The sequence below is a fragment of the Sporosarcina gallistercoris genome, assembly GCF_014836415.1.
Taxonomy (GTDB): Bacteria; Bacillota; Bacilli; order Bacillales_A; family Planococcaceae; genus Sporosarcina; species Sporosarcina gallistercoris.
Map to the genome: position 1 here is coordinate 200,708 of NZ_JACSQY010000003.1, position 22,699 is coordinate 223,406.

Annotated in this window: 21 protein-coding genes and 1 other annotated feature; of the genes, 20 read left to right on the plus strand and 1 reads right to left on the minus strand. The window is 44.3% G+C overall.

The features are described from left to right. Positions 1 to 15 precede the first annotated feature (15 nt). Together pyk and H9659_RS06325 are read left to right on the plus strand one after the other, a co-directional pair. On the plus strand, positions 16 to 1,776 hold the full coding sequence (pyk, locus tag H9659_RS06320; RefSeq protein WP_191689084.1) for a pyruvate kinase: 1,761 nt from the start codon (positions 16 to 18) through the stop codon (positions 1,774 to 1,776). A 57-nt stretch (positions 1,777 to 1,833) separates the two neighbouring features. Continuing rightward, the gene (locus H9659_RS06325; protein WP_191689085.1) at positions 1,834 to 2,217 is read left to right on the plus strand and encodes an FxsA family protein; all 384 of its coding nucleotides are present in this window, start codon (positions 1,834 to 1,836) and stop codon (positions 2,215 to 2,217) included. On the opposite strand, the gene H9659_RS06330 is transcribed toward H9659_RS06325, so the two are convergent. After that, positions 2,207 to 3,184 carry an AI-2E family transporter gene (locus H9659_RS06330; protein ID WP_191689086.1) on the minus strand — a complete coding sequence of 326 codons (978 nt, stop codon included), beginning with the start codon at positions 3,182 to 3,184 and terminating at the stop codon, positions 2,207 to 2,209. The two genes, H9659_RS06325 and H9659_RS06330, sit on opposite strands and share 11 nt — an antisense overlap. Positions 3,185 to 3,372: 188 nt before the next feature. Here H9659_RS06330 and citZ point away from each other — a divergent pair, with 188 nt between their 5' ends. The 18 genes from citZ (at position 3,373) to H9659_RS06420 (ending at position 22,668) form a co-directional block, all read left to right on the plus strand. Further along, entirely contained in the window at positions 3,373 to 4,488 is a 1,116-nt protein-coding gene (citZ, locus tag H9659_RS06335) for a citrate synthase (protein WP_191689087.1), read from the plus strand. Between the two features lie 69 nt (positions 4,489 to 4,557). Next, entirely contained in the window at positions 4,558 to 5,826 is a 1,269-nt protein-coding gene (gene icd / locus H9659_RS06340) for an NADP-dependent isocitrate dehydrogenase (RefSeq protein WP_191689088.1), read from the plus strand. Between the two features lie 380 nt (positions 5,827 to 6,206). Further along, complete coding sequence (gene mdh / locus H9659_RS06345) at positions 6,207 to 7,145, plus strand: malate dehydrogenase (RefSeq protein WP_191689089.1); 939 nt, start codon at positions 6,207 to 6,209, stop codon at positions 7,143 to 7,145. A gap of 103 nt (positions 7,146 to 7,248) precedes the next feature. Then, a complete protein-coding gene (locus H9659_RS06350; RefSeq protein ID WP_191689090.1) occupies positions 7,249 to 7,728 on the plus strand; it encodes a MaoC/PaaZ C-terminal domain-containing protein in 480 nt (159 codons plus the stop codon). 1 nt (position 7,729) lies between these two features. Next, entirely contained in the window at positions 7,730 to 8,440 is a 711-nt protein-coding gene (locus H9659_RS06355; RefSeq protein ID WP_318240697.1) for a response regulator transcription factor, read from the plus strand. Beyond that, positions 8,437 to 9,870 (plus strand): two-component system histidine kinase PnpS, encoded by a 1,434-nt coding sequence (gene pnpS, locus H9659_RS06360; protein WP_191689091.1) that lies wholly within the window; start codon positions 8,437 to 8,439, stop codon positions 9,868 to 9,870. The genes H9659_RS06355 and pnpS overlap by 4 nt, the downstream gene beginning before the upstream one ends. Positions 9,871 to 9,959: 89 nt before the next feature. Continuing rightward, the gene (polA, locus tag H9659_RS06365; RefSeq protein WP_191689092.1) at positions 9,960 to 12,587 is read left to right on the plus strand and encodes a DNA polymerase I; all 2,628 of its coding nucleotides are present in this window, start codon (positions 9,960 to 9,962) and stop codon (positions 12,585 to 12,587) included. Positions 12,588 to 12,597: 10 nt separating this feature from the next. Then, positions 12,598 to 13,470: a bifunctional DNA-formamidopyrimidine glycosylase/DNA-(apurinic or apyrimidinic site) lyase gene (mutM, locus tag H9659_RS06370; RefSeq protein ID WP_191689211.1), complete on the plus strand. Its 873-nt coding sequence runs from the start codon at positions 12,598 to 12,600 to the stop codon at positions 13,468 to 13,470. Positions 13,471 to 13,484: 14 nt separating this feature from the next. After that, complete coding sequence (gene coaE / locus H9659_RS06375) at positions 13,485 to 14,075, plus strand: dephospho-CoA kinase (RefSeq protein ID WP_191689093.1); 591 nt, start codon at positions 13,485 to 13,487, stop codon at positions 14,073 to 14,075. Between the two features lie 126 nt (positions 14,076 to 14,201). After that, positions 14,202 to 15,224, plus strand: a complete 1,023-nt coding sequence (locus H9659_RS06380; RefSeq protein ID WP_191689094.1) for a glyceraldehyde-3-phosphate dehydrogenase — start codon at positions 14,202 to 14,204, stop codon at positions 15,222 to 15,224. 177 nt (positions 15,225 to 15,401) lie between these two features. Continuing rightward, the gene (nrdR, locus tag H9659_RS06385) at positions 15,402 to 15,896 is read left to right on the plus strand and encodes a transcriptional regulator NrdR (RefSeq protein WP_191689095.1); all 495 of its coding nucleotides are present in this window, start codon (positions 15,402 to 15,404) and stop codon (positions 15,894 to 15,896) included. A gap of 15 nt (positions 15,897 to 15,911) precedes the next feature. Then, positions 15,912 to 17,294, plus strand: coding sequence for a replication initiation and membrane attachment family protein (locus H9659_RS06390; protein WP_191689096.1), 1,383 nt, complete (start codon positions 15,912 to 15,914; stop codon positions 17,292 to 17,294). Beyond that, a complete protein-coding gene (gene dnaI, locus H9659_RS06395; protein WP_191689097.1) occupies positions 17,295 to 18,248 on the plus strand; it encodes a primosomal protein DnaI in 954 nt (317 codons plus the stop codon). Between the two features lie 63 nt (positions 18,249 to 18,311). Beyond that, positions 18,312 to 18,553, plus strand: a binding site (T-box leader). Between the two features lie 50 nt (positions 18,554 to 18,603). After that, positions 18,604 to 20,535: a threonine--tRNA ligase gene (thrS, locus tag H9659_RS06400; RefSeq protein ID WP_191689098.1), complete on the plus strand. Its 1,932-nt coding sequence runs from the start codon at positions 18,604 to 18,606 to the stop codon at positions 20,533 to 20,535. Between the two features lie 517 nt (positions 20,536 to 21,052). Further along, entirely contained in the window at positions 21,053 to 21,559 is a 507-nt protein-coding gene (gene infC / locus H9659_RS06405; RefSeq protein WP_191689212.1) for a translation initiation factor IF-3, read from the plus strand. 30 nt (positions 21,560 to 21,589) lie between these two features. Continuing rightward, the gene (gene rpmI / locus H9659_RS06410) at positions 21,590 to 21,790 is read left to right on the plus strand and encodes a 50S ribosomal protein L35 (RefSeq protein ID WP_025783745.1); all 201 of its coding nucleotides are present in this window, start codon (positions 21,590 to 21,592) and stop codon (positions 21,788 to 21,790) included. Between the two features lie 93 nt (positions 21,791 to 21,883). After that, positions 21,884 to 22,243, plus strand: coding sequence for a 50S ribosomal protein L20 (rplT, locus tag H9659_RS06415; protein ID WP_191689099.1), 360 nt, complete (start codon positions 21,884 to 21,886; stop codon positions 22,241 to 22,243). Positions 22,244 to 22,374: 131 nt separating this feature from the next. After that, a complete protein-coding gene (locus tag H9659_RS06420) occupies positions 22,375 to 22,668 on the plus strand; it encodes a DUF1294 domain-containing protein (protein WP_191689100.1) in 294 nt (97 codons plus the stop codon). Positions 22,669 to 22,699: the final 31 nt, after the last annotated feature.

Sequence of the window (22,699 nt, forward strand, 5' to 3'; positions counted from 1 at the left end):
AAGTGCTCTGAGCCAATGAGAAAAACTAAAATCGTTTGTACAATCGGTCCGGCAAGTGAATCACCAGAACGTCTGGAGCAACTAATCGATGCGGGTATGAACGTGGCGCGATTGAATTTCTCCCACGGAGATCATGATGAACATCTTCAACGCATTAAAGCAATCCGCAAAGTAGCTGCAGCTAAGCAAAAGACTGTCGGGATTCTACTCGATACGAAAGGACCTGAAATTCGAACTCATTCGATGGAAAACGGCCTAATCGAATTAGTAGCGGGACAAAAGATTGACGTATCCATGCAAGAAGTCGTTGGGACGAAAGAGCGTTTCTCAATTACGTATGACCAACTGATTGACGATGTGGATAAAGACGATACGATTCTTCTGGATGACGGTCTCGTCATGTTGAAAGTGCTCGGTAAAAGTGAAGCTGAAGGATTGATTCATACTGAAGTGATGAACTCCGGAGAGCTGAAGAATAAAAAAGGCGTCAACGTACCGGGTGTTTCTGTGCAGCTTCCTGGAATCACAGAGAAAGATAAGGAAGACATCTTGTTCGGGATTGCACAGGAGATCGATTTTGTTGCAGCTTCCTTCGTCCGCCGTGCGGAAGATGTGTTGGAAATACGTGAACTGCTTGAGAAAAATGCCGGTTCAAACATCCATATCATTCCTAAAATCGAAAACCAAGAAGGTGTCGATAATATTGACGCGATCATCGAAGTATCCGATGGCTTAATGGTCGCTCGGGGAGATCTTGGTGTCGAGATACCGCCAGAAGAGGTTCCTGTCATTCAGAAACAGCTCATTGAAAAGTGCAATCAGGCAGGGAAACCTGTCATCACAGCAACACAGATGCTTGACTCGATGCAGCGGAACCCACGTCCGACACGTGCTGAAGCGAGTGACGTAGCAAACGCAATATTTGATGGAACGGATGCCATTATGCTCTCAGGTGAAACTGCGGCTGGACTGTATCCAGTAGAATCTGTAGAAACAATGGTCCGGATTGCTAATAAGATCGAAGAATCATTCGATTACCGTTCCTTCATCTCGACGCGTCGCAGAGAAAAGCACGGTAACCTGACGGACGCCATTGGACAAGCTGCTGCCTATACAGCGATTAACTTGAACGTGAACGCAGTGATTGCCCCTACTGAAAGCGGAACGACAGCCCGGATGATTTCAAAGTATCGTCCTGGATGTCCAATCATTGCTGTAACATCTTCTGAGCAAGTCGCTCGTCGTCTTACACTTGTATGGGGAGCGTATCCAATCGTTGGTAGACGAGTCAGTTCAATTGACTCGATACTTGAAGAATCCGTCGAGGAAAGTGTTAAGCATAAATATGTGACACACGGCGATGTTGTAATCATCACAGCGGGAGTTCCCGTTGGCGAAGCAGGAACTACCAATCTGATGAAGATCCATGTCATCGGTGATCTTCTTGCAAAAGGGCAAGGGATTGGAAAGTCAGTGGCTTATGGTCGAGCAATTGTCGCTCGCAGTGCAGCTGAAGCGGAAGCATTCGATGCTGAAGGAGCAATCCTCGTGACGAACTCCACTGACCGTGATATGCTACCGGTACTGGAAAAATGTGCCGGTCTCATTACAGAAGAGGGCGGACTTACAAGTCATGGGGCAATCGTAGGATTGAATTTAGGGATTCCTGTCATTGTCGGTGTGAAGAATGCAACTGAAATCATTAAACATGATAAGGAAATTACGATGGACGCTGAAACTGGTGTGATCTATAAAGGACATGCTAAAGTGCTATAAACAAAAACCGCTGCCTAATTTTAGGACAGCGGTTTTTCTCAAAGAGGAGACATGAAAATGAAATGGTTAGTGCTTCTATTTTTGATTGTTCCTGCAAGTGAACTCACGTTACTACTTGTTGCTGGAAACCAGTTAGGTGTCATGCCGACGCTTATAATCATTCTAGTTACTGGAATCGGCGGCGCTTATTTGGCAAAAAGACAAGGTTTCAAAGCGATTACAGAATTCAGAGAACGAATTGCTGCTGGAGATGCACCGGGCCCACCGATTATTGATGGATTGTGTATTTTTGCAGGTGGTTTGCTGTTGCTGGTCCCAGGTTTCATCACAGACGTGATAGGTCTGTTACTGCTTTTCAGCTGGCCTCGAAAAATGATTCGACCGTTTATCATTCAGCAAATATACAAGAAGATGAAAAAAGGGACGCTGATCATTCGATGAACTTTGGATGATTTCTGATTTTCATAGCTGTAAACAAAAGGAATGGCGTTAGTAAAATTCCAGGTAATCCGAACAAGTAGAACGAGCTGGCAGTAATCAGAAACGCGTGAACGGGTTTTACCCGGAAAGTGGATGCCCACAAATAGGACTCAGCAATCTGTCGACTCACAAGTGTCAAAATATAGAGCAGTAAGAGTGCTGATCCAAAAATATACTCACCGGTATAAAAATAAAAGAGCATCATCGGCAGCAGGAATAATCCGATCCCTAAAAAAGGCAGGCTGTCTGAGAGAGCTATTAGAAATGCAGTTCCGATAGGTGATGAAAACGACAGGAAAAAGAAACCGATACACAATAGAAGAAATGTTAGACAAACTAGACGTGCCTCAATGGAAATGAAATGCCCGATGAGTTCACCGGATTTCTTGAAGAGTCGATATGCCTGACGACGCATCGAAGCTGGAAAGTAGACGAGGAACCAAAATCGGTCTTTTCCTGTTTCCCGGAGTGCAAAGAAAAAAGCGACTAGGAATATAAAGAGTGTGAAAACTTGTTGAAAGAGGACTCCCGTAAAGGTGAAGGTATGTTCAATAAGAGTATGGCCGGCTGTTAGCACATTTTCTTTTAAAAATGTAATCGCAACCCCTGACCAATCCTGATTGCCGGTATAAGGCTCCAGATGACGCTCGGCAATCGGTAGTGTATCCATTAAACCTTGTATAGCCATCGTGGAAACTCCGGCGACTACACCGAGAATCACGAACATGGCGACTAAAGTGGAAAGTGTTCTAGGTAAACGTAGGACGTGGTTGGTAAAGTTCACAACAGGTGCAGCGAAGTAAGCAAGAATAATTGCGATGCCGGCAGGTGGAACTAGAACTATAAAAATTCCTCCGATAACTCCAGGTAGGAATGGGGCGAGGTACAGTTTATAAAACGATGTCGTATTCATTTTTTTGATAGTCATTCACTCCAATTTAATAGATTTCCTGGGAATCGTATGCATTTTCATTCACAAAACCGTCAAAGTTGATTATAATGAATTTTGTAAGCGTTTTTAGGCGGAAACAATATTAGCAGATTAGCCGAAGCCCCCCGAACGGTGGAAAAAATCAACGGGCGGTTAGATGGCTGCTGACTGAAGGAGAGAGTTTCATGACATCTACTAAAGGTTTAGAAGGAATTGTAGCGACACAATCCGCGATCAGTTCAATCATCGATGATACCCTTACATACGTCGGGTACGACATTGACGATCTTGCAAACAATGCAAGTTTCGAGGAAGTCGTCTATCTTCTCTGGCACCTGCGTCTACCAAAAGAAGAAGAGCTAGCTGAATTGAAGCAGCAATTGGCAGATAACATGTCCGTACCGGAAGAAGTGCTCGCTCATTTCAAAACGTATCCAATCAAAGACGTCCACCCGATGGCAGCATTGCGCACAGCAATCTCGTTATTAGGGTTATATGACGCGAACGCTGAAGATATGTCCAAAGAGGAGAACTATCTGAAGGCGATTAAACTACAAGCGAAAATTGCAACTGTTGTTACTGCATTTGCACGTATTCGCAAGGGTCTCGAGCCGATCGCTCCAGATACATCACTTGGATATGCAGCAAACTTCCTTTACATGTTGAATGGCAAAAAGCCTGAGTCGATCGAAGAGGAAGCCTTCAACAAAGCGCTTGTCCTGCATGCCGATCATGAGTTGAACGCTTCCACGTTTACAGCACGTGTTTGTGTGGCAACCCTATCTGATATGTATTCAGGTGTTACTGCTGCAATCGGAGCGCTTAAAGGTCCATTGCACGGTGGTGCAAATGAGCAAGTCATGAATATGCTCATGGAAATTGGCGAGGAAGACAAAGTGGACGAGTACATCCACAACAAACTTGCGAACAAAGAAAAGATCATGGGCTTCGGTCACCGTGTATATCGTAAAGGTGATCCGCGCGCCAAGCACCTTCGTGAAATGTCAGAAAAACTGACTGAACTTCGCGGAGAAGGTAAATATTTCCGTATGTCCGAGCAGATTGAGAAAATCGTTACAGGAGAGAAAAAATTACCGCCAAACGTTGATTTTTACTCAGCTTCGGTTTATCATTCACTTGGGATTGATCATGATCTATTCACTCCGATTTTTGCAGTTTCCCGCATTTCGGGATGGATTGCACACATTCTAGAGCAGTATGAAAACAACCGTCTGATTCGTCCTCGTGCCGAATACATCGGACCGGATATGCAGAAATATGTGCCAATCGATCAGCGCTGATCAGCAAAAATCTTTGGGCCGGTATCTTAACGTACCGGCCCTATACTCATGAAATTGGGAGGAATTATAATGACTAACGAAGGTAAAATCACAGTATCAAACGGTGTATTGAACGTTCCCGATCACGCAACAGTTCCATTCATCATTGGTGATGGAACAGGCCCCGATATCTGGCATGCAGCTTCACGCGTCCTTGAAGGAGCAGTGGAAAAAGCCTATAACGGTAAGCGTAAGCTTGTTTGGAAAGAAGTGTTAGCAGGAGAGAAAGCATTCAACGAAACTGGAGAATGGCTTCCACAAGCGACACTCGATACGATTGAAGAATACCTGATTGCGATCAAAGGTCCTTTAACTACTCCTATTGGTGGTGGATTCCGTTCATTGAACGTAGCACTTCGCCAAGAACTCGATCTTTACACTTGTTTGCGTCCAGTACGTTACTTCGAAGGTGTTCCTTCTCCAGTAAAACGTCCTGAAGACTGTGACATGGTCATCTTCCGTGAAAACACTGAAGACATTTACGCAGGAATCGAATACAAAGAAGGTTCTGACGAAGTCAAGAAACTTATCAAGTTCCTACAAGACGAATTCAATGTAAAAAATATCCGTTTCCCTGAAACTTCCGGTCTTGGCATTAAGCCGATTTCTGAAGAAGGTACAAAACGTCTTGTTCGCGGTGCATTGAACTATGCAATCAAAGAAGGACGCAAATCATTGACACTTGTACACAAAGGAAACATCATGAAATTCACAGAAGGCGCATTCAAAAACTGGGGATATGAAGTGGCTGAAGAAGAATTCGGCGACAAAGTATTCACATGGAACGAATACGACCGCATTAAAGAGGAAAAAGGCACAGACGCTGCAAACAAAGCGCAATCTGATGCTGAAGCTGCAGGCAAAATCATCGTTAAAGATTCCATTGCTGATATCTTCCTTCAGCAGATCTTGACACGTCCGAAGGAATTCGACGTTGTTGCAACGATGAACCTGAATGGTGACTACGTTTCTGATGCACTTGCTGCACAAGTAGGCGGAATCGGAATCGCACCAGGCGCTAATATCAACTACTTGACTGGACACGCAATCTTTGAAGCAACTCACGGTACTGCACCGAAGTATGCAGGTCTTGATAAAGTTAACCCATCATCTGTTATTCTTTCTGGCGTTATGATGCTTGAGCACCTTGGCTGGAACGAAGCTGCAGACATGATTACGAAGTCAATCGAAAAGACAATCGCTTCTAAAGTGGTTACTTATGACTTCGCACGTTTGATGGACGGCGCTACCGAAGTGAAGACTTCAGAGTTCGCTGATGAGTTAATCAAAAACCTATAAGTTTACAAACCGTATTCGGCAGGTACACAATAAGTAAGAGACAAAAAGCAGAGCTTTAAATGTAGCCTCTGCTTTTTGTTTATATAAAAATAGGTTGGGAAATTAAACGATGTTGATTATTGCAAAGATATGCTCCCAACGCTTCGCTTTTGCTCGCAAAAGCCGTTCTTCGTTACGGCTCTCACTACAGACGGACGCGGGACTACAGGATATAGGTCATGCAATCATTGTGGCAGGACGCTAACAACTTAGGTGGTTTCCATGATCCTGATCCCTCAGGAGTCGCCGCCTGCCGCTTCAATCAACGGTGTATTCTGGCGGAAGTTACTTCATTGAAAATTAGTGAATCACAAATTCCATTTCTGAAAGGGAGTTTTAGTATGTCTATGGTTCGTAAAAAGGTTTCTGTTATTGGTTCCGGGTTTACGGGAGCTACGACTGCGTTTTTGCTTGCTCAGAAAGAATTGTGTGACGTGGTGCTGGTGGACATTCCCGGTATGGAGAATTCAACGAAGGGAAAGGCACTGGATATGCTGGAAGCGAGTCCCGTGCAAGGCTTTGATGCTTCGATAATTGGAACGGCTGACTATGCAGATACTAAGGATTCAGACATTGTCATCATCACTGCAGGCATTGCACGCAAGCCTGGAATGAGTCGGGATGACCTTGTTCAAACCAATCAGAAAGTCATGAAGTCAGTGACAGCTGAAATCATCAAGCATTCCCCTGACACAACGATCCTCGTATTGACGAATCCAGTCGACGCGATGACATATACGGTCTACAAAGAGTCCGGGTTGCCGAAAGAGCGGGTGATTGGTCAGTCAGGGGTGCTCGATACAGCACGTTTCCGTACTTTCATTGCCCAAGAACTGAACGTTTCAGTGAAGGATGTTTCTGGATTTGTATTAGGTGGACATGGAGACGACATGGTGCCGCTCGTCAGATATTCTGCAGCTGGGGGAGTACCGCTTGAAACGTTAATTTCTCCAGAAAGAATAGAAGAAATCGTAGCGCGAACTCGTAAAGGCGGGGCGGAGATTGTAAACCTTCTTGGCAATGGATCTGCTTATTATGCACCAGCTGCTTCTCTAGTGGAGATGGCGGAAGCGATTTTGAAAGACCAGAAGCGTATTATACCGGCAATTGCCTATTTGGAAGGCGAATTCGGAATGGATGGAATTTACTTGGGAGTCCCGACCGTTCTCGGAAAAAATGGAGTTGAAAAGATTATTGATCTTGAGTTAACAGACGAGGAGAAACAGGCATTGAGTAAATCAGCGGACTCCGTAAAAGCAGTCATGCAAGTGCTTGCCTGATCATTTTCTGAATCGAGTAGTGGCAGAAGACACTACTCGATTTATTTTTGTTTTATGATAAACTTTAAAGGAGAAGGATAGTACCTAACAAGGGGGACTTTTTTTGATGCTCGGTAAAAAGAGAAGAGTGGGAAGAGGAATTAATGATATTAAGGTTGGGGAAAAACTGAAATTGACTGAAAAGATAGAAGACAGAGATCTGCTTCTTTATCTAGGCTTGACGAATGATCCTAATCCAATCTATATTCAACATGATTTTGCTTCACAGACAGACGTTAAAAAACCGATTGTACCGACACTTATGCTGACTGGTATTATCACTTCGGCTGTTTCTAAATACTTACCAGGTCCGGGTTCTTATATTCTTGCTCAACATTTAGAGTTTCCTATCCCCGTTTACCATTATGAAACGGTAGCGATCACATTGGAAGTCCAGGAAGTCCATACCGAGGAAAATCGAATCGAAATTTTTGTAAGTGCCGTGAATGAAGCGGACGACCAAATAATTAGAGGAACTGTCAGCGTTGCGGCTCCTGAATTGAAAGAAAAACAACTTACATCACAATCATTGGATAATTTCTAATATGGATATGATAGAAGAAATCTCAACAAAAACAATATTAATAGTAGAAGACGATCCATCGATATGTACACTTCTCGACTATAACCTGAAACAAAATGGGTATCAGACGCTAGTTGCAACAAACGGTATAGATGGTTTGGAAAAAGCGACAAAGAATAAACCTGATTTGATCGTACTAGATATTATGCTTCCTGGAATGGATGGCATCGATGTCTGTCGGAATTTGAGGCAGCGTAATATAGAAACCCCCATTATCATGTTGACAGCGCGAGGAGACGAGACCGACAAAGTGTTAGGATTGGAAATTGGTGCGGACGATTACATGACCAAGCCATTCAGCCCTCGTGAACTGACGGCGCGTATTAAGGCGGTATTGCGCCGCGCCAATGGTCCCAAACAACCGAGTGACAGTATTAGTATCAATGGATTAACCGTATATCTTGAGCGATACCAAACTGAGCTGAATGGAGAACTGCTTGAATTCACACCAAAGGAATTCGAACTACTCGTATATCTCATGAAACACAAAAATCGTGTACTCTCGCGCGATCAATTGTTATCAGCTGTGTGGAATTACGATTTTAGTGGAGATACTCGTATTGTGGATGTTCACATTAGCCACCTCCGCGATAAAATCGAAGAAGATACGAAAAAGCCGCGTTCCATTAAAACTGTGCGGGGAATCGGCTATAAATTCGAGGAGTTTTCATGATAAAGGAAGGACATTCCCGGCGGATCCTACTTACAACTAGTGCTGCACTAGTTGTCTTTTCGGTTGTTTTATGGATTGTCATCAGTCAATTTTTCAATGTAGTGGATGCGAATATGAATCCATCCTTGGAAAAGAAATTCCTGCTCTATTTGACTGTAGTCATCGTTCTGTTCTTGTTGTTAAGTTTGTTTACGGTATCCAGGATGATCTATCATTTTACAAAGCCGGTTGACGAATTGACACTTGTCGCAAGAAAGCTCGCAAGCGGAGATTACAAAGCGCGTGTCAGTGTGAGTGAGTTCAAGGATCTTGGGAATTTAGCCATTTCCATTAACCAGATCGCAAGGAATGGCCAAGAAACTCAAATCGTGAGATCGATGGAAAAAGAGCGGTTAAAAACACTTATTGAGAGTATTGGCAGCAGTTTACTCATGCTTGGCAGAGGGGGTACGGTCAATCTGATGAATGGGGTTTTTGCCCAAACATTTAATGCCTCTTCTCCTGATGCAATCGGGAAATCCTATAAGGAAATCGGTTTGCCTTTAGCGGCTGAAAAATTGATTGAAGACGTCTTCCTTTCTGAGCAAGTTCATGAGCAGCAAATCCGGATTCAGCAAGACAATGGACCGTTGGACTTGAATGTTTATGGTGCACCAGTTATTGGGCGTCACGGCAATTGGTTAGGGATCATCGTGGTGTTTCATGACATTTCGAAAATCATCCGATTGGAAGAAGTGCGAAAAGATTTCGTTGCTAACGTATCCCATGAATTGAGAACGCCCGTCACGTCCATTAAAGGATTTGCTGAAACTTTATTGGATGGAGCACTTTCAGATCCGGAAATTTCAAGGGACTTCATCACGATTATAGAAAAAGAGAGTGGCCGTTTGCATTCTCTTGTATCGGATTTACTGGAATTATCAGGAATTGAACAGCACGGATTCACACTGAATTTATCTCAAGTGGATGCTGCCATTACAATCCAAGAGGCTGCACAATTAGTTTCTGGAAAGCTTGCTGAAAAACAAATGACAGTGGAGATCGAGGAGATGGGTGAATTAGTGATTGAAGCTGATAGCGGGCGTCTTATGCAAGTGCTTGTTAACTTGCTCATCAATGCAATCACCTATTCGAAACAAGGTACGACCGTACGTATATCAGGAAAGAAAGACCATGATTCCATTGTCATTTCAATTGCAGACGAAGGCATTGGTATAGAAAAAGAGAAGCTGCAAAGAGTGTTTGAACGATTTTACCGTGCTGATTTAGCGCGAAGCCGTGAATCAGGAGGTACAGGACTTGGCCTTGCAATCGTGAAGCACTTATTGGAAGCACATCACGGCAGTATCTGGGTGGAAAGTGAATTAGGTGAAGGATCTGTATTCTTCATAAAGCTGCCCATCCATCAGCACCTGACTGCATCGGAATAGAGAAGGGCCCCGTCGTTTTCATTTCATCCTGCCTGCATGGTAAGATGGAGGGAGACGACGTTTTTTTTATGAAGGAGTGGACGAGCTACGTGACGACTAAAAAAATTGTATTGCTTGACGGGAACAGCTTGGCTTACCGTGCATTTTTTGCATTGCCATTATTAACAAATGACAGTGGAATCCATACGAACGCTGTATATGGATTCACGATGATGCTGCAAAACATCCTTAAAGAAGAACAGCCGACCCACGTGCTTGTTGCTTGGGATGCTGGGAAAACTACATTCCGGCATAGTACGTTCAGTGAATACAAAGGGGGAAGACAAAAAACTCCGCCTGAGTTATCTGAACAATTTCCATACTTGCGGAAACTGCTGAAAGCATTCAATATCCCTCAATACGAATTGGAGAACTTTGAAGCAGACGATATTATCGGGACACTAAGCCGTACAGCGAGCGAGGAAGCAGTGAAGACAGTGGTGATTTCCGGCGACAAGGATTTGACTCAGCTTGCAACGGATTCAACGACTGTTTGCATTACGCGTAAAGGAATCACTGATATGGAAATCTATACACCTGCGCATATTGAAGAAAAGTATGGAATCGGACCTCTTCAGATCATCGATATGAAAGGTCTGATGGGAGATGCTTCGGATAACATTCCGGGTGTACCTGGCGTCGGGGAAAAGACCGCGTTAAAACTGTTGAAAGAATATGGGTCCGTTGAGCACGTATATGAGTCTCTTGACGCGATCAGTGGCAAAAAACTGAAAGAGAACTTAACGAATAACGAAGAACAGGCGTATATGAGTAAGCGGTTGGCAACCATTGAAGTGAATGCACCGATTACAATCAGTTTACAGGATTTGTCATACGATGGACCTGACGAAGAACAACTAACATCTCTCTATAAAGAATTGAAATTCACGACACTCCTTGAAAAAATGGGAGTGGAGGGCGTGGAATCTGAGCCAGTTGAAGTAATTGAAGTTGAAACAAAGCACAAGCTGACAGCAGCCGATCTTTCCGATCAGATGGCAGTCCACTTGGAGATGATGGACGATAACTATTTAACATCGGAACTGTTTGGACTTGCGATGACAAATGGTGAACGCGTGTTTTATGTACCGCTGGACGATTTGAAACAGGACGATGTACTGAAAAAGTGGCTTGCTGATCCCGGAACTAAAAAATTCACGACGGATGCGAAAGCCCTTTTTGCAGCTTTAGCAGCAATTGATATTCCTGTCTCAGGAATCGATTTCGACTTAACCCTCGCTGCGTATATTGTTAATCCGTCGTTGTCTTTTGATGACGTATCGGAAGCGGCTGCATCCGTAGGCTGGAACGGTATCCAGAAAGACGAAAAAGTCTATGGGAAAGGGGCTAAGAAAGCAGCTCCGGCAATTGAGGAAATCGCACAACATGCAGGCACTAAAGCTGTTGCTGTATGGAACTTGTTTGAGACCGTTTCTGAAAAACTTCGGCAAAATGAGCAATACGAGCTATACCATAATTTGGAACTCCCGCTCGCGATTATTCTTGGCAAGATGGAATCCACTGGCGTGAAGACGGATTTGGCTACGCTCCAAACAATTGGTACAGAATTGTCAAGTCGACTCGAACATCTGGAAACGACAATTTATGAGTTGGCTGGACAGCCGTTTAACATCAATTCCCCCAAACAGCTCGGAGTGATTCTTTTTGAAAAGATTGGGTTAACACCAATCAAGAAAACGAAGACTGGCTACTCCACAGCCGCTGATGTGTTAGAAAAGTTAGCACCTGAGCATGAGATCATCGAGCACATTCTTTTGTTCCGTCAGCTCGGGAAGTTGAAATCCACATATATCGATGGACTATCGAAAGAAATCCATGAAGATGGTAAGATCCATACTCGTTTCCAGCAGGCTTTGACACAAACAGGACGTCTAAGCTCCATCAATCCGAACTTGCAAAACATCCCGATCCGTCTGGAGGAAGGAAGAAAGATCCGTGCGGCATTCGTTCCTTCAGAACCGAATTGGATCATGTTCGCGGCGGATTACTCACAAATCGAGTTACGGGTGCTTGCACATATTTCACAGGACAAAAAACTGATAGATGCATTTCGTGCAGATGAAGACGTTCATACGAAAACGGCAATGGATGTGTTTGGTGTAACGAAAGAAGAAGTGACATCCAACATGCGCCGCGCAGCGAAGGCAGTTAACTTCGGCATCGTATATGGAATCAGTGATTATGGGTTATCACAAAGTTTGGATATCCCACGGAAGGAAGCTGCAGAATTCATCGACACCTATTTGGCAAGTTTCCCGGGAGTCAAACAGTATATGGATACTATTATCGTTGATGCAAAACAACGGGGATTCGTCTCTACAATGATGAACCGTCGTCGCTATCTCCCTGATATTACAAGCTCGAACTTTAACTTACGAGGATTTGCAGAACGTACTGCTATGAACACGCCGATTCAAGGGACGGCTGCGGATATTATTAAAAAAGCGATGATCGATATGGATAGACGTCTGGAAGCAGAAGGGTTACAAGCTCGTATGCTTCTGCAAGTGCATGACGAACTCATATTTGAAGCACCTGAAGAAGAATTGGAACAATTGAAGAAAATCGTACCTGAAGTGATGGAATCCGCATTGGAACTGGATGTTCCCTTAAAAGTGGATTCTGCATATGGCGCAAGTTGGTACGATACGAAGTGAGGGAAGCCAGATGCCGGAATTACCTGAAGTAGAAGGGGTTGTCCGTTCGTTAGCACCTGTTGCAAGTGGACGTACTATAAGCGATGTGATCGTTTCCGAAACGGTAATTGCATCAAAAGCTGCAGGAAAAGAAGCCATTGTAAAAGGCCATTCAGTCGATCGATTCTCTGCGGAACTTGCTGGATACACAATAGAAGCCGTTACGAGACGTAGCAAATACATTTATTTTCATCTCTTCAAAGACGATACATGCCGTCTCCTTGTCAGCCACTTAGGAATGACAGGAGCGTGGTTTGTCGTGAATGCGATCACTGAAATCCGTGAGCAAAAGTTTCGCAATCATATCCACGCCATCTTTCATCTTGAAGATGGCGGACTTCTCGTCTATTCGGACATCCGCCGTTTTGGAGAACTCCGCTTACTGACGTGTGAACAGGATCATCCGCCACTTACATTAATGGCTCCTGAACCATTCGATGCCGATGCGGAAGAGTTCTTCATCGAAAAAACGAAGCAAGATAAGTACGCAAAAAAGCCGATTAAAGAGGTCATCATGGACGGTCAAATCATATCAGGTTGCGGCAATATTTACGCAACAGAAGCGCTGTTCAGAATGCGGATCCATCCGAATCGATCAGCAGGCAGGATCAGCCGCGAAAGAAAACAACAGTTATTCCGCGAAATTGTAACTGTATTGGATGAAAGCATTCAAGCGGGTGGCAGCTCCATATCCGATTATCGGAATATTAATGGGGAAGCGGGATCCATGCAGAATCGTCTGCAAATGTATGGTCATAAAGTATGTCCTCGATGCGGAGCGGAAACTGCTACTATTCAAATTGCGAATCGGACTTCCACCTACTGCAAAAAATGTCAACACTGAAAAGGGGAACGCGTATGATCATTGGTCTAACTGGAAGTATTGCGAGCGGTAAAAGTACAGTCGCCAATCTATTGAAAGATCGAGGATATCCGATTGTCGATGCAGATGAGATTGCACGGTTAGTTGTGGAGCCTGGAAGTCCGGTGCTACACGAAATTGAAACTGTATTTGGAGCGGAAGTCATTTGTGACGATGGCTCTTTGAATCGTGCGGCGATGGGCCGGCTGGTTTTTGGTGATGACAAGAAGCGAGAGCAATTGAACGCTATTATCCATCCAGCGATCCGGAAAGAACTCATTTTACAAAAAGAATCGCATTTAGCAGCAGGAGCAAAAACCGTCATTTTGGATATTCCGTTACTTTTTGAGAACAAGCTGCATGACTATGTAGAAAAGATTCTCGTGGTCTCCGTTACCCCTGAAGTTCAAAAAGAACGTCTGATGAGTCGTAACCAATTATCTGAGAGTGAAGCGGATTCAAGAATCGCCTCTCAATTGCCTATGGACATTAAAGAACAAGGCGCTGATGCTGTGATTGATAATAACGGAGATCTAGCCGAAACCGAGCGACAATTGGATGACGTATTGCAAAAGTGGCTCGTGTAAATCTGTTCTGAAAAATCAAACATTGTTCAATGTTGCACAAACTCTTTCCTCACGGTAAAAATGTGTTATACTAATTACGATATTTAAGTAAACAGTATAACATCATACATATTGGGAGGACTTTTCATGACAACATCAGTAGCGATTAATGGTTTCGGTCGAATCGGCCGCATGGTATTCCGGCAGTTGATAGTAGAGGATGAGGTTACTGCTATTGCGATCAACGCCCTTTACCCACCCGAAACATTAGCACACTTGATAAAGTATGACACAACCCACGGTACGTTCGATGGCGATGTAGTAATTGAAGAGAATGCATTGCTAGTTAACGGCAAGCGAGTTCAACTTGTCGCTGAACGGGATCCATCCAAACTCCCTTGGAAACAGCTTGGCGTTGATATCGTCATTGAAGCAACTGGTGTGTTCAATGCGCGTGATAAAGCAGCTCTTCACCTTGAAGCAGGTGCAAAGAAAGTAATCTTGTCAGCACCGGGTAAAAACGAAGACATCACGATCGTCATGGGCGTCAATGATGAGAAATTAGATGTTGAAAAGCACGATGTCATTTCGAATGCAAGTTGTACTACCAATTGTCTTGCCCCGGTCGCTAAGATCCTTAATGACGAATTCGGCATCGAGAACGGATTGATGACGACAGTACACGCGTATACAAATGATCAAAAGAACTTGGACAATCCACATAAAGACCTTCGTCGTGCACGTTCATGCGGACAGTCGATCATTCCGACTTCAACTGGAGCAGCAAAAGCACTGTCGCTTGTGCTTCCTGAACTTGAAGGTAAAATTCACGGAATGGCCCTTCGAGTCCCGACACCGAATGTATCACTAGTGGATCTTGTTGTAGACGTGAAGAAAGATGTTACTGCAGAGCAAGTAAATGAAGTGTTCAAGAAAGCGATGGAAGGCTCTATGAAGGGGATTCTTAGCTTAACAATGGAACCGCTCGTTTCAATCGACTTCAATAATTCTTCCGATTCTGCAGTCATTGACGGCTTGTCGACAATGGTCATCGGAGATCGCAAAGTGAAAGTATTAGCTTGGTATGATAACGAATGGGGCTATTCAGCGCGAGTTGTTGACTTAACTAAAAAGGTCGCGAAAGAACTCCGTGCCAGCGTAAAAGCGTAATATTCAATTGAAAGACTGTCCTTCTTGCTGCTTGAAAGAGCGAAAGAAACGACGGTCTTTTTTTGTGGGATGAATTCTGTAGAATAACTATTGGAATGGGTTCGAGTTATCACGGGTGTTGTGAAAACGCTCTCTCTGTTATACTAGATGAACTAAAGAAAACCGGAGGAACGAATTATGAAATGTCCAGCTTGCCGATATAACGGAACGCGTGTTGTCGATTCTAGACCAGCTGAAGAGAACAGCTCGATCCGCAGACGCAGAGAATGCGAGCAATGCAACTACCGGTTTACAACTTTTGAAAAGGTAGAAGAAGCACCGCTCATCATTTTGAAAAAAGAAGGAACCCGTGAAGAGTTCATGGGTGAAAAATTGTTAAGAGGTTTAGTTCGAGCATGCGAGAAACGACCTGTCCCTTTGGAAGAGCTGCAAAATATCGTGGCATCCATCGAAAAAGAGCTGAAAAGCAGAGGCGTCTCTGAAATCGCTTCTCATGATGTCGGAGAAATGGTTATGGAGCGGCTCGCGGATGTCGATGAAGTGGCATACGTCCGATTTTCATCGGTCTACCGCGATTACCAGAATATCACGATGTTTATAGACGAACTGAAGAATTTGCAAAAAGGTCCCCTTCGTGAAAAGAACGGTTCTGAGGGACCGTCTGAAAGGTAAGGAGGGAGATTGAGCATGTTATATCAAGAACTGCAACCCGTAGATACGTATTCTCTGAAAGTAGCTTCGCCATTTTCTGATTATGATCGTCAACTTCTTACTCTTTTGTACCAACCATTGACGGGTCCTGAAGCCATGGCTCTATTTTCAACTATGCTGGCGGATGCGGATGTTCGAGAAAGTCGTGAATTCACTCATTATCATTTGATGAATATGTTAACAATGCCTCTGAAGACTGTTTTTCAAGCACGTATTTCACTTGAAGCGATCGGCTTGTTGCGCACGTTCACGAAAACGGAAGGGGATCAGCGCTCATTTATATATGAGTTATTGCCACCGTTGGATGCGAAGGCTTTTTTCCAAGATCCGTTATTGGCGACTTTCTTATTCAGTAAAATTGGCGAACAGCCGTATCGCGATTTGCGTGCACGATTCGCAACAGAGCAACCTGAGACTTCAGGTTACACAGAAATCTCCAGGACTTTCATGGATGTCTACACTCCTGTGAATAGTCATGCCTATGAATTGCAAAACGATCAGGAACTATCCAATCGAACTAGGTCGGCGGGTATTCCTTTCGAACAAAGTTTGTTCGATTTCAATTTGTTGATGAGTGGTCTTTCTGAGCAAATGGTTCCGCGTGCAGCATTATCCGGTATATCAAAGGAGCTCATTGCAAAACTAGCGTTCATGTACGCTCTTAATCCTATGGATATGCAGAAAATCATCATGATAGCGCTGGATGAGAACCTGGAAGTACCTGAAGACCGGCTTCGTAAAGCTGCAAAGGACTTCTATAAAATGAACATCTCGAAAACCCCTCCAAAACTTGAGAAAACGTATAATATAGAAGCATCACCGCAAGAATATGAGGGGCCTCCAACAAAAGATCGGGAACTCATCGCCTATTTCGAGAGCACATCACCTAGAGAGATGCTCTTGCATTTGACAGGAAAAGAGCCTATGCCGGTCGATGTCCAGCTCGCTGAGAATCTCGTCAACGGCCATGGGTTGGAAATGAGTGTGGTAAATGTATTACTGCAATATATCCTGTTACGGAACGATAGGAAAATCACAACCGGTTTTGCACAGCGCATAGCTTCCCATTGGGCGTTGAAGGAGATTGATACTGCTGAGAAAGCGATGGAGATCGCGAGACAAGAGCACGACCAATATACAAAATGGATGAGTGAAGGCGGCAAATCCAGTAAAGGGACAAGAAAGCCGACTCGGGAAGAACCGTTACCTGAATGGTTTTATAAAAAAGAGGGTAAGAAAGAAACAACGAAACCGACAGTTCCTGTATACAAAGATGACAGTGATGAGGAACGAAAAGTGGAAGAAAAACGAAAAGCGTTACTCGCCAAATTGGAATCCATGCGAAACGGGGTGAATTAAATGGAACGGATCGGAGAAGCTATGAAAAGAGTCATTAACGCGCCAACACTTGCAGCGCGTTATGACGAGTTAAGAAACGAAGTTCTCGCAAACGAAAAAATCCAACAATTCATAGAAGAACATGCAGATGAAATTGATAAACAAGTTGTTGAGAAAAGTTTGAACAAGCTCTATGAATTTACAACCGCCTCCCACCAATGTGACAAATGTCCAAACCTTGGAGGATGCATTAATGTCATGAAGGGATTTGAACCGAAGCTGACATTGAATCAGGGGGTCATCGATGTGTCATATATCCGATGTCCGAGTAAAGAACTGGATGATGAAAAGCGGGCGGTCAATAAGATGCTGAATAGCCTGTATATGCCTAAAGATGTTATGAAAGCGCAACTTATCGACGTAGATACGTATTACGATAATAGCCGTTTGGATATAGTGGAGAAAGCGAGTGAATTCATATCGCAATACGTGGAGACAGGAGTGCCGCCTGAAAAAGGGCTCTATATCCATGGCGAATTCGGTACTGGAAAGTCTTTCATATTAGGTGCGCTTGCAAACGAACTGGCTAGTCGTCAAATCCGTACTGTAATAGTTTACTTGCCTGAGTTTCTACGTGAAATCAAACAGTCCATTCAAGATAATTCCCTCAACGAAAAAATCGAGTTTGTTAAAAAGGCAGCTGTACTCATGATTGACGACATCGGTGCTGAATCGATGACAGCATGGGCCCGAGACGAAGTGTTAGGAACGATCCTGCAATATCGTATGGCAGATCAACTGCCTACATTTTTCACTTCGAACTTCACATTGTCTGAACTCGAGCATCATCTCACCTTTTCTCAGCGAGGTGAAAAAGAACCAATCAAAGCTGCACGTATCATGGAACGCATCAAAATCATGAGTGACCCCGTGCTGCTATCAGGGAAAAATCGCAGGAATCCTGGAAAAGACTGATTGTTTTCAGGTAACCTCTTGCTTTTCCCGATAATGTTCACTATAATAATCACAACACAATGATAAAATGCTTTGATAAGGACAACGATTGTTGGATCGGCCTACAGAGAGCAAGGGATTTGCTGAGAACCTTGCAGGACACGACACCAATCTACCGCCTTTGAGCAGCAATAGGGAACCATGGAGCTCGCTCTTTAGTACCTGTTGACGGCACCGGCCCGTTAGCCGCTTGAAGCTTCATCTTTCCGGTATTTCCGGAATGGAGGAAGAAGGGTGGAACCGCGAGTACAAGTCTCGTCCCTTTATGGGATGGGGCTTTTTTGTGTTCAAAAATAGATAAAAGGAGTGCATTGACATGTCAAATTCAATTCATTTAAAATTTCCGGATGGCGCGGTAAAAGAGTTTCCTGCGGGCACAACAACTGAAGATGTAGCAGCATCCATTAGTCCGGGACTTCGTAAAAGCGCACTTGCAGGTAAGCTGGGTGAGCAGCTTATCGATTTAAAGACACCGATTCACCAAGATGGAGAAATTGCAATCATTACTCAACAATCTCCGGAAGCACTTGAAATTTTACGTCATAGTACTGCGCACTTACTAGCTCAAGCCGTAAAACGCAAATTCCCGGATGCGAAGCTCGGTATTGGACCTGCAATCGATAATGGGTTCTACTATGATATCGATTCGCCGACACCCATTACTGCAGATGACCTTCCTGAACTTGAAAAGGAAATGAAACGAATTATCGGTGAAAACTTGGAAGTGATTCGCCACGATGTATCACGCGCTGAGGCGGAGCGCCGCTTTAAAGAAATCGATGATGAGTACAAGTTGGAATTGTTGCAAGCCATTCCTGAAGACGAACAAGTATCCATCTATGAACAAGGTGAGTTTTTCGACTTATGCCGCGGCGTCCACGTGCCGTACACAGGCAAACTCAAAGAATTCAAATTGCTTAGTATTGCTGGTGCCTATTGGCGCGGTAACTCTGATAACAAAATGCTTCAGCGTATTTACGGAACTGCTTTCTTCAAGAAAGATGAACTTCAAGCCCACTTGAAAATGCTTGAAGAAGCGAAAGAACGCGACCATCGTAAAATCGGTAAAGAATTGAATTTGTTCATGAATTCCCAAAAGGTAGGACAAGGACTTCCACTTTGGCTTCCTAAAGGCGCGACTATCCGTCGGGTTATCGAACGATACATCGTCGACAAAGAACAACGTCTTGGATATGATCACGTGTACACACCAGTTTTAGGCAGTGTGGAGCTGTACAAAACATCCGGTCACTGGGATCACTACCAAGATGGCATGTTCCCGGTAATGAGCATGGACAACGAAGACCTCGTACTTCGCCCAATGAACTGTCCGCACCACATGATGATCTACAAAAATGGCATTCATTCATACCGGAACCTTCCGATTCGTATTGCGGAACTTGGAACAATGCACCGCTACGAAATGTCGGGAGCACTTTCAGGTCTCCAACGGGTTCGTGGGATGACTCTGAACGATGCGCATATCTTCGTTCGCCCAGACCAAATTAAAGATGAGTTCCAACGTACAGTCCAACTCATCATAGACGTATACAAAGACTTCAACATTACAGACTACACATTCCGTCTCTCATATCGGGATCCTGCAGATACTGAAAAGTACTTCAATGACGACGCGATGTGGGAACGCGCACAACATATGTTGAAAGACGCAATGGACGACATGGGTCTCGACTACACTGAAGCAGACGGAGAAGCGGCATTCTACGGTCCGAAACTCGATGTCCAAGTGAAAACGGCAATCGGAATGGAAGAGACACTCTCCACTGTCCAATTGGACTTCTTACTGCCAGAACGATTCGACCTCACTTATATCGGAGAAGACGGAAAGCAACACCGTCCAGTCGTCATCCACAGAGGCGTCGTTTCGACAATGGAACGCTTCGTAGCCTTCCTGATCGAAGAATACAAAGGTGCATTCCCAACATGGCTCGCACCAATCCAAGTGGAAGTCATCCCGGTTTCACCTGAAGCGCACTTCGACTACGCAGACAAAGTCCGCGAACAACTTGTAGCTGCTGGATTCCGGGTAGACCTCGACAGCCGCGATGAAAAAATCGGCTACAAAATCCGCGAAGCACAAGTCCAAAAAGTACCATACATGCTCGTACTCGGAGACAAAGAAACTGAATCAGGCGAAGTAAACGTCCGCAAATACGGAGAACAAAACTCCGAATCCATGAGCTTCGAAGCTTTCCTGGAACTCTTGAATAGTGACGTAGCCCACTAATATCTACTGTTTTTAAAGAATTTCAGTTGGTAACACCACACCGTTGATTGGAGCGCAGGGCGGCGACTCCTGCGGGAAAAGCATGAGTTTGAGACCCCGCAGGTAGCGAAGCGGACGAGGAGGCTCAAGCCATGCCCGCGGAAAGCGTCCGCCCGAAGCGCAAATCAACACGATAGCTTTCTATATTCAAAAGTAAACCCTTGACACTATCTCTAATCGATGATAAAGTAGATAAGGTTAAAGAATACAGTTTGTGATACAAGAAGGAGCTGCCCGCTTCTCACCTGATCGACGCCAATCGGTAGTTGTTGAGGTTAGCACAGTAGTGAAGCCACGTGTGGGAATACGTGTGCGATTGCGGGTAGACAAATCATCATTTGTCTGCTTTTTTTATTGCCTCATTACCTGAAGGCTCAGAATGCCGAACGGTTTTGCAAGCTGTGCCGAAATGGTGCAGACTGCTCAAACAGTGTATTCGCGAGATATTATTCGGAGGTGGATTAAGATTAGCAAAGATATGTATGTGAACGAAGGAATTCGTGCCCGTGAACTAAGACTTATCGACCACAATGGAGATCAGCTCGGCATTAAGACCCGTACTGAAGCACTTGAAATTGCTGCACGCGCTAACTTGGACGTCGTCCTGGTAGCACCAACAGCTAAACCGCCTGTAGCCCGTATCATGGACTATGGAAAGTTCAAATTCGAGCAGCAGAAGAAAGAACGGGAAGTCCGAAAGAACCAAAAGATCATCCAAGTTAAAGAGGTTCGATTAAGCCCGACAATCGATGAGCACGATTTTCAAACAAAGCTTCGTAACGGAATCAAATTCCTGGAAGCTGGCGACAAAGTAAAAGCATCCATCCGTTTCCGCGGACGTGCGATTACTCACAAAGAAATTGGACAGCGCGTTCTTGACAAGTTTGCAGAAGCTTGTAAAGAAGTGGGAACAGTTGAAGTCCGCCCTAAGATGGAAGGACGCAGCATGTTCTTAATGCTTGCACCAATAGCTGAGAAGAAGTAAGCCGAACAAACGATTTAGGAGGAACAGATCATGCCAAAAATGAAAACTCACCGCGGATCCGCGAAACGTTTCAAAAAAACAGGAAGCGGTAAAGTGAAGCGCGGACGCGCAAAAACTAGCCACCTTTTCGCTAACAAGTCGACAAAAGCTAAGCGTCACTTGCGCAAAGGTTCACTCATTTCTTCAGGCGATTACAAGCGTATTCGCGAAATGATTACGTACATGAAGTAATAGCTTCACCTGGTAAGCTGATCCTTCTGGATAGCGAACCGCCCGAATTCAAATCTAATATATTCTTACAGGAATAGCAGGAGGTAATGAACTATGCCACGCGTAAAAGGTGGAACAGTGACGCGCAAGCGTCGTAATCGAGTATTGAAATTAGCAAAAGGGTATTTTGGTTCTAAACACCGTCTCTACCGAGTAGCAAACCAACAAGTCATGAAGTCATTGAACTATGCTTACCGTGACCGTCGCCAGAAGAAACGGGACTTCCGCAGACTTTGGATTACACGTATCAACGCGGCAGCTCGTGTAAATGGTATGTCTTACAGCACACTTATGCACGGTCTTAAAGTTGCTGGCATTGACGTAAACCGTAAAATGCTTGCTGATCTTGCAGTGACAGATGCAGCTGCATTTGCTCAATTTGCTGAGACAGCAAAGAAATCACTTGCTAAATAATTGATTTCCTAAACGTCACGGTTCCGAATTGATTCGGAACGTGACGTTTTTTCTTTGTAAAAAAACCTTTCGAAAATAGTTGTAAAGGTTTTACGGATATGACCGACAAGTAAGAGAGAGGAGAGATTTTTATGGCGACACTCGGAATCGACTGGATCGTGTTTATATCCATCTGGGCATTTGTTGCGATGGGATATGACAAACGGCAAGCCAAGCGGAAGAAAAGTCGTGTTTCGGAAAAAAACCTGTGGCTCCTCGCGCTAATAGGGGGCGGGATAGGGGCTTATTTCGGCATGCAAGTGTTTCGCCATAAAACGCTTCATACCTCATTCCGAGTAGGATTTCTGATGCTGGCCTTGATGGATATGGCAGTCATCCTTTACCTCATCGGCCTTCGGATTCCGGCGCTATCACAACTTTTTTGACAATGGAACATGATGCAATAGGGGGCGAACA

Bases quoted from the DNA above. Each gene is read 5' to 3' on its own strand.
- icd (WP_191689088.1), top strand. From the start codon at position 4,558: ATGACTAACGAAGGTAAAATCACAGTATCAAACGGTGTATTGAACGTT.
- pyk (WP_191689084.1), top strand. From the start codon at position 16: ATGAGAAAAACTAAAATCGTTTGTACAATCGGTCCGGCAAGTGAATCA.
- mdh (WP_191689089.1), top strand. From the start codon at position 6,207: ATGTCTATGGTTCGTAAAAAGGTTTCTGTTATTGGTTCCGGGTTTACG.
- H9659_RS06325 (WP_191689085.1), top strand. From the start codon at position 1,834: ATGAAATGGTTAGTGCTTCTATTTTTGATTGTTCCTGCAAGTGAACTC.
- H9659_RS06420 (WP_191689100.1), top strand. From the start codon at position 22,375: ATGGCGACACTCGGAATCGACTGGATCGTGTTTATATCCATCTGGGCA.
- dnaI (WP_191689097.1), top strand. From the start codon at position 17,295: ATGGAACGGATCGGAGAAGCTATGAAAAGAGTCATTAACGCGCCAACA.
- coaE (WP_191689093.1), top strand. From the start codon at position 13,485: ATGATCATTGGTCTAACTGGAAGTATTGCGAGCGGTAAAAGTACAGTC.
- mutM (WP_191689211.1), top strand. From the start codon at position 12,598: ATGCCGGAATTACCTGAAGTAGAAGGGGTTGTCCGTTCGTTAGCACCT.
- nrdR (WP_191689095.1), top strand. From the start codon at position 15,402: ATGAAATGTCCAGCTTGCCGATATAACGGAACGCGTGTTGTCGATTCT.
- citZ (WP_191689087.1), top strand. From the start codon at position 3,373: ATGACATCTACTAAAGGTTTAGAAGGAATTGTAGCGACACAATCCGCG.
- H9659_RS06390 (WP_191689096.1), top strand. From the start codon at position 15,912: ATGTTATATCAAGAACTGCAACCCGTAGATACGTATTCTCTGAAAGTA.
- H9659_RS06355 (WP_318240697.1), top strand. From the start codon at position 7,730: ATGGATATGATAGAAGAAATCTCAACAAAAACAATATTAATAGTAGAA.
- infC (WP_191689212.1), top strand. From the start codon at position 21,053: ATGTATGTGAACGAAGGAATTCGTGCCCGTGAACTAAGACTTATCGAC.
- pnpS (WP_191689091.1), top strand. From the start codon at position 8,437: ATGATAAAGGAAGGACATTCCCGGCGGATCCTACTTACAACTAGTGCT.
- H9659_RS06330 (WP_191689086.1), bottom strand. From the start codon at position 3,184: ATGACTATCAAAAAAATGAATACGACATCGTTTTATAAACTGTACCTC.
- rpmI (WP_025783745.1), top strand. From the start codon at position 21,590: ATGCCAAAAATGAAAACTCACCGCGGATCCGCGAAACGTTTCAAAAAA.
- thrS (WP_191689098.1), top strand. From the start codon at position 18,604: ATGTCAAATTCAATTCATTTAAAATTTCCGGATGGCGCGGTAAAAGAG.
- rplT (WP_191689099.1), top strand. From the start codon at position 21,884: ATGCCACGCGTAAAAGGTGGAACAGTGACGCGCAAGCGTCGTAATCGA.
- H9659_RS06380 (WP_191689094.1), top strand. From the start codon at position 14,202: ATGACAACATCAGTAGCGATTAATGGTTTCGGTCGAATCGGCCGCATG.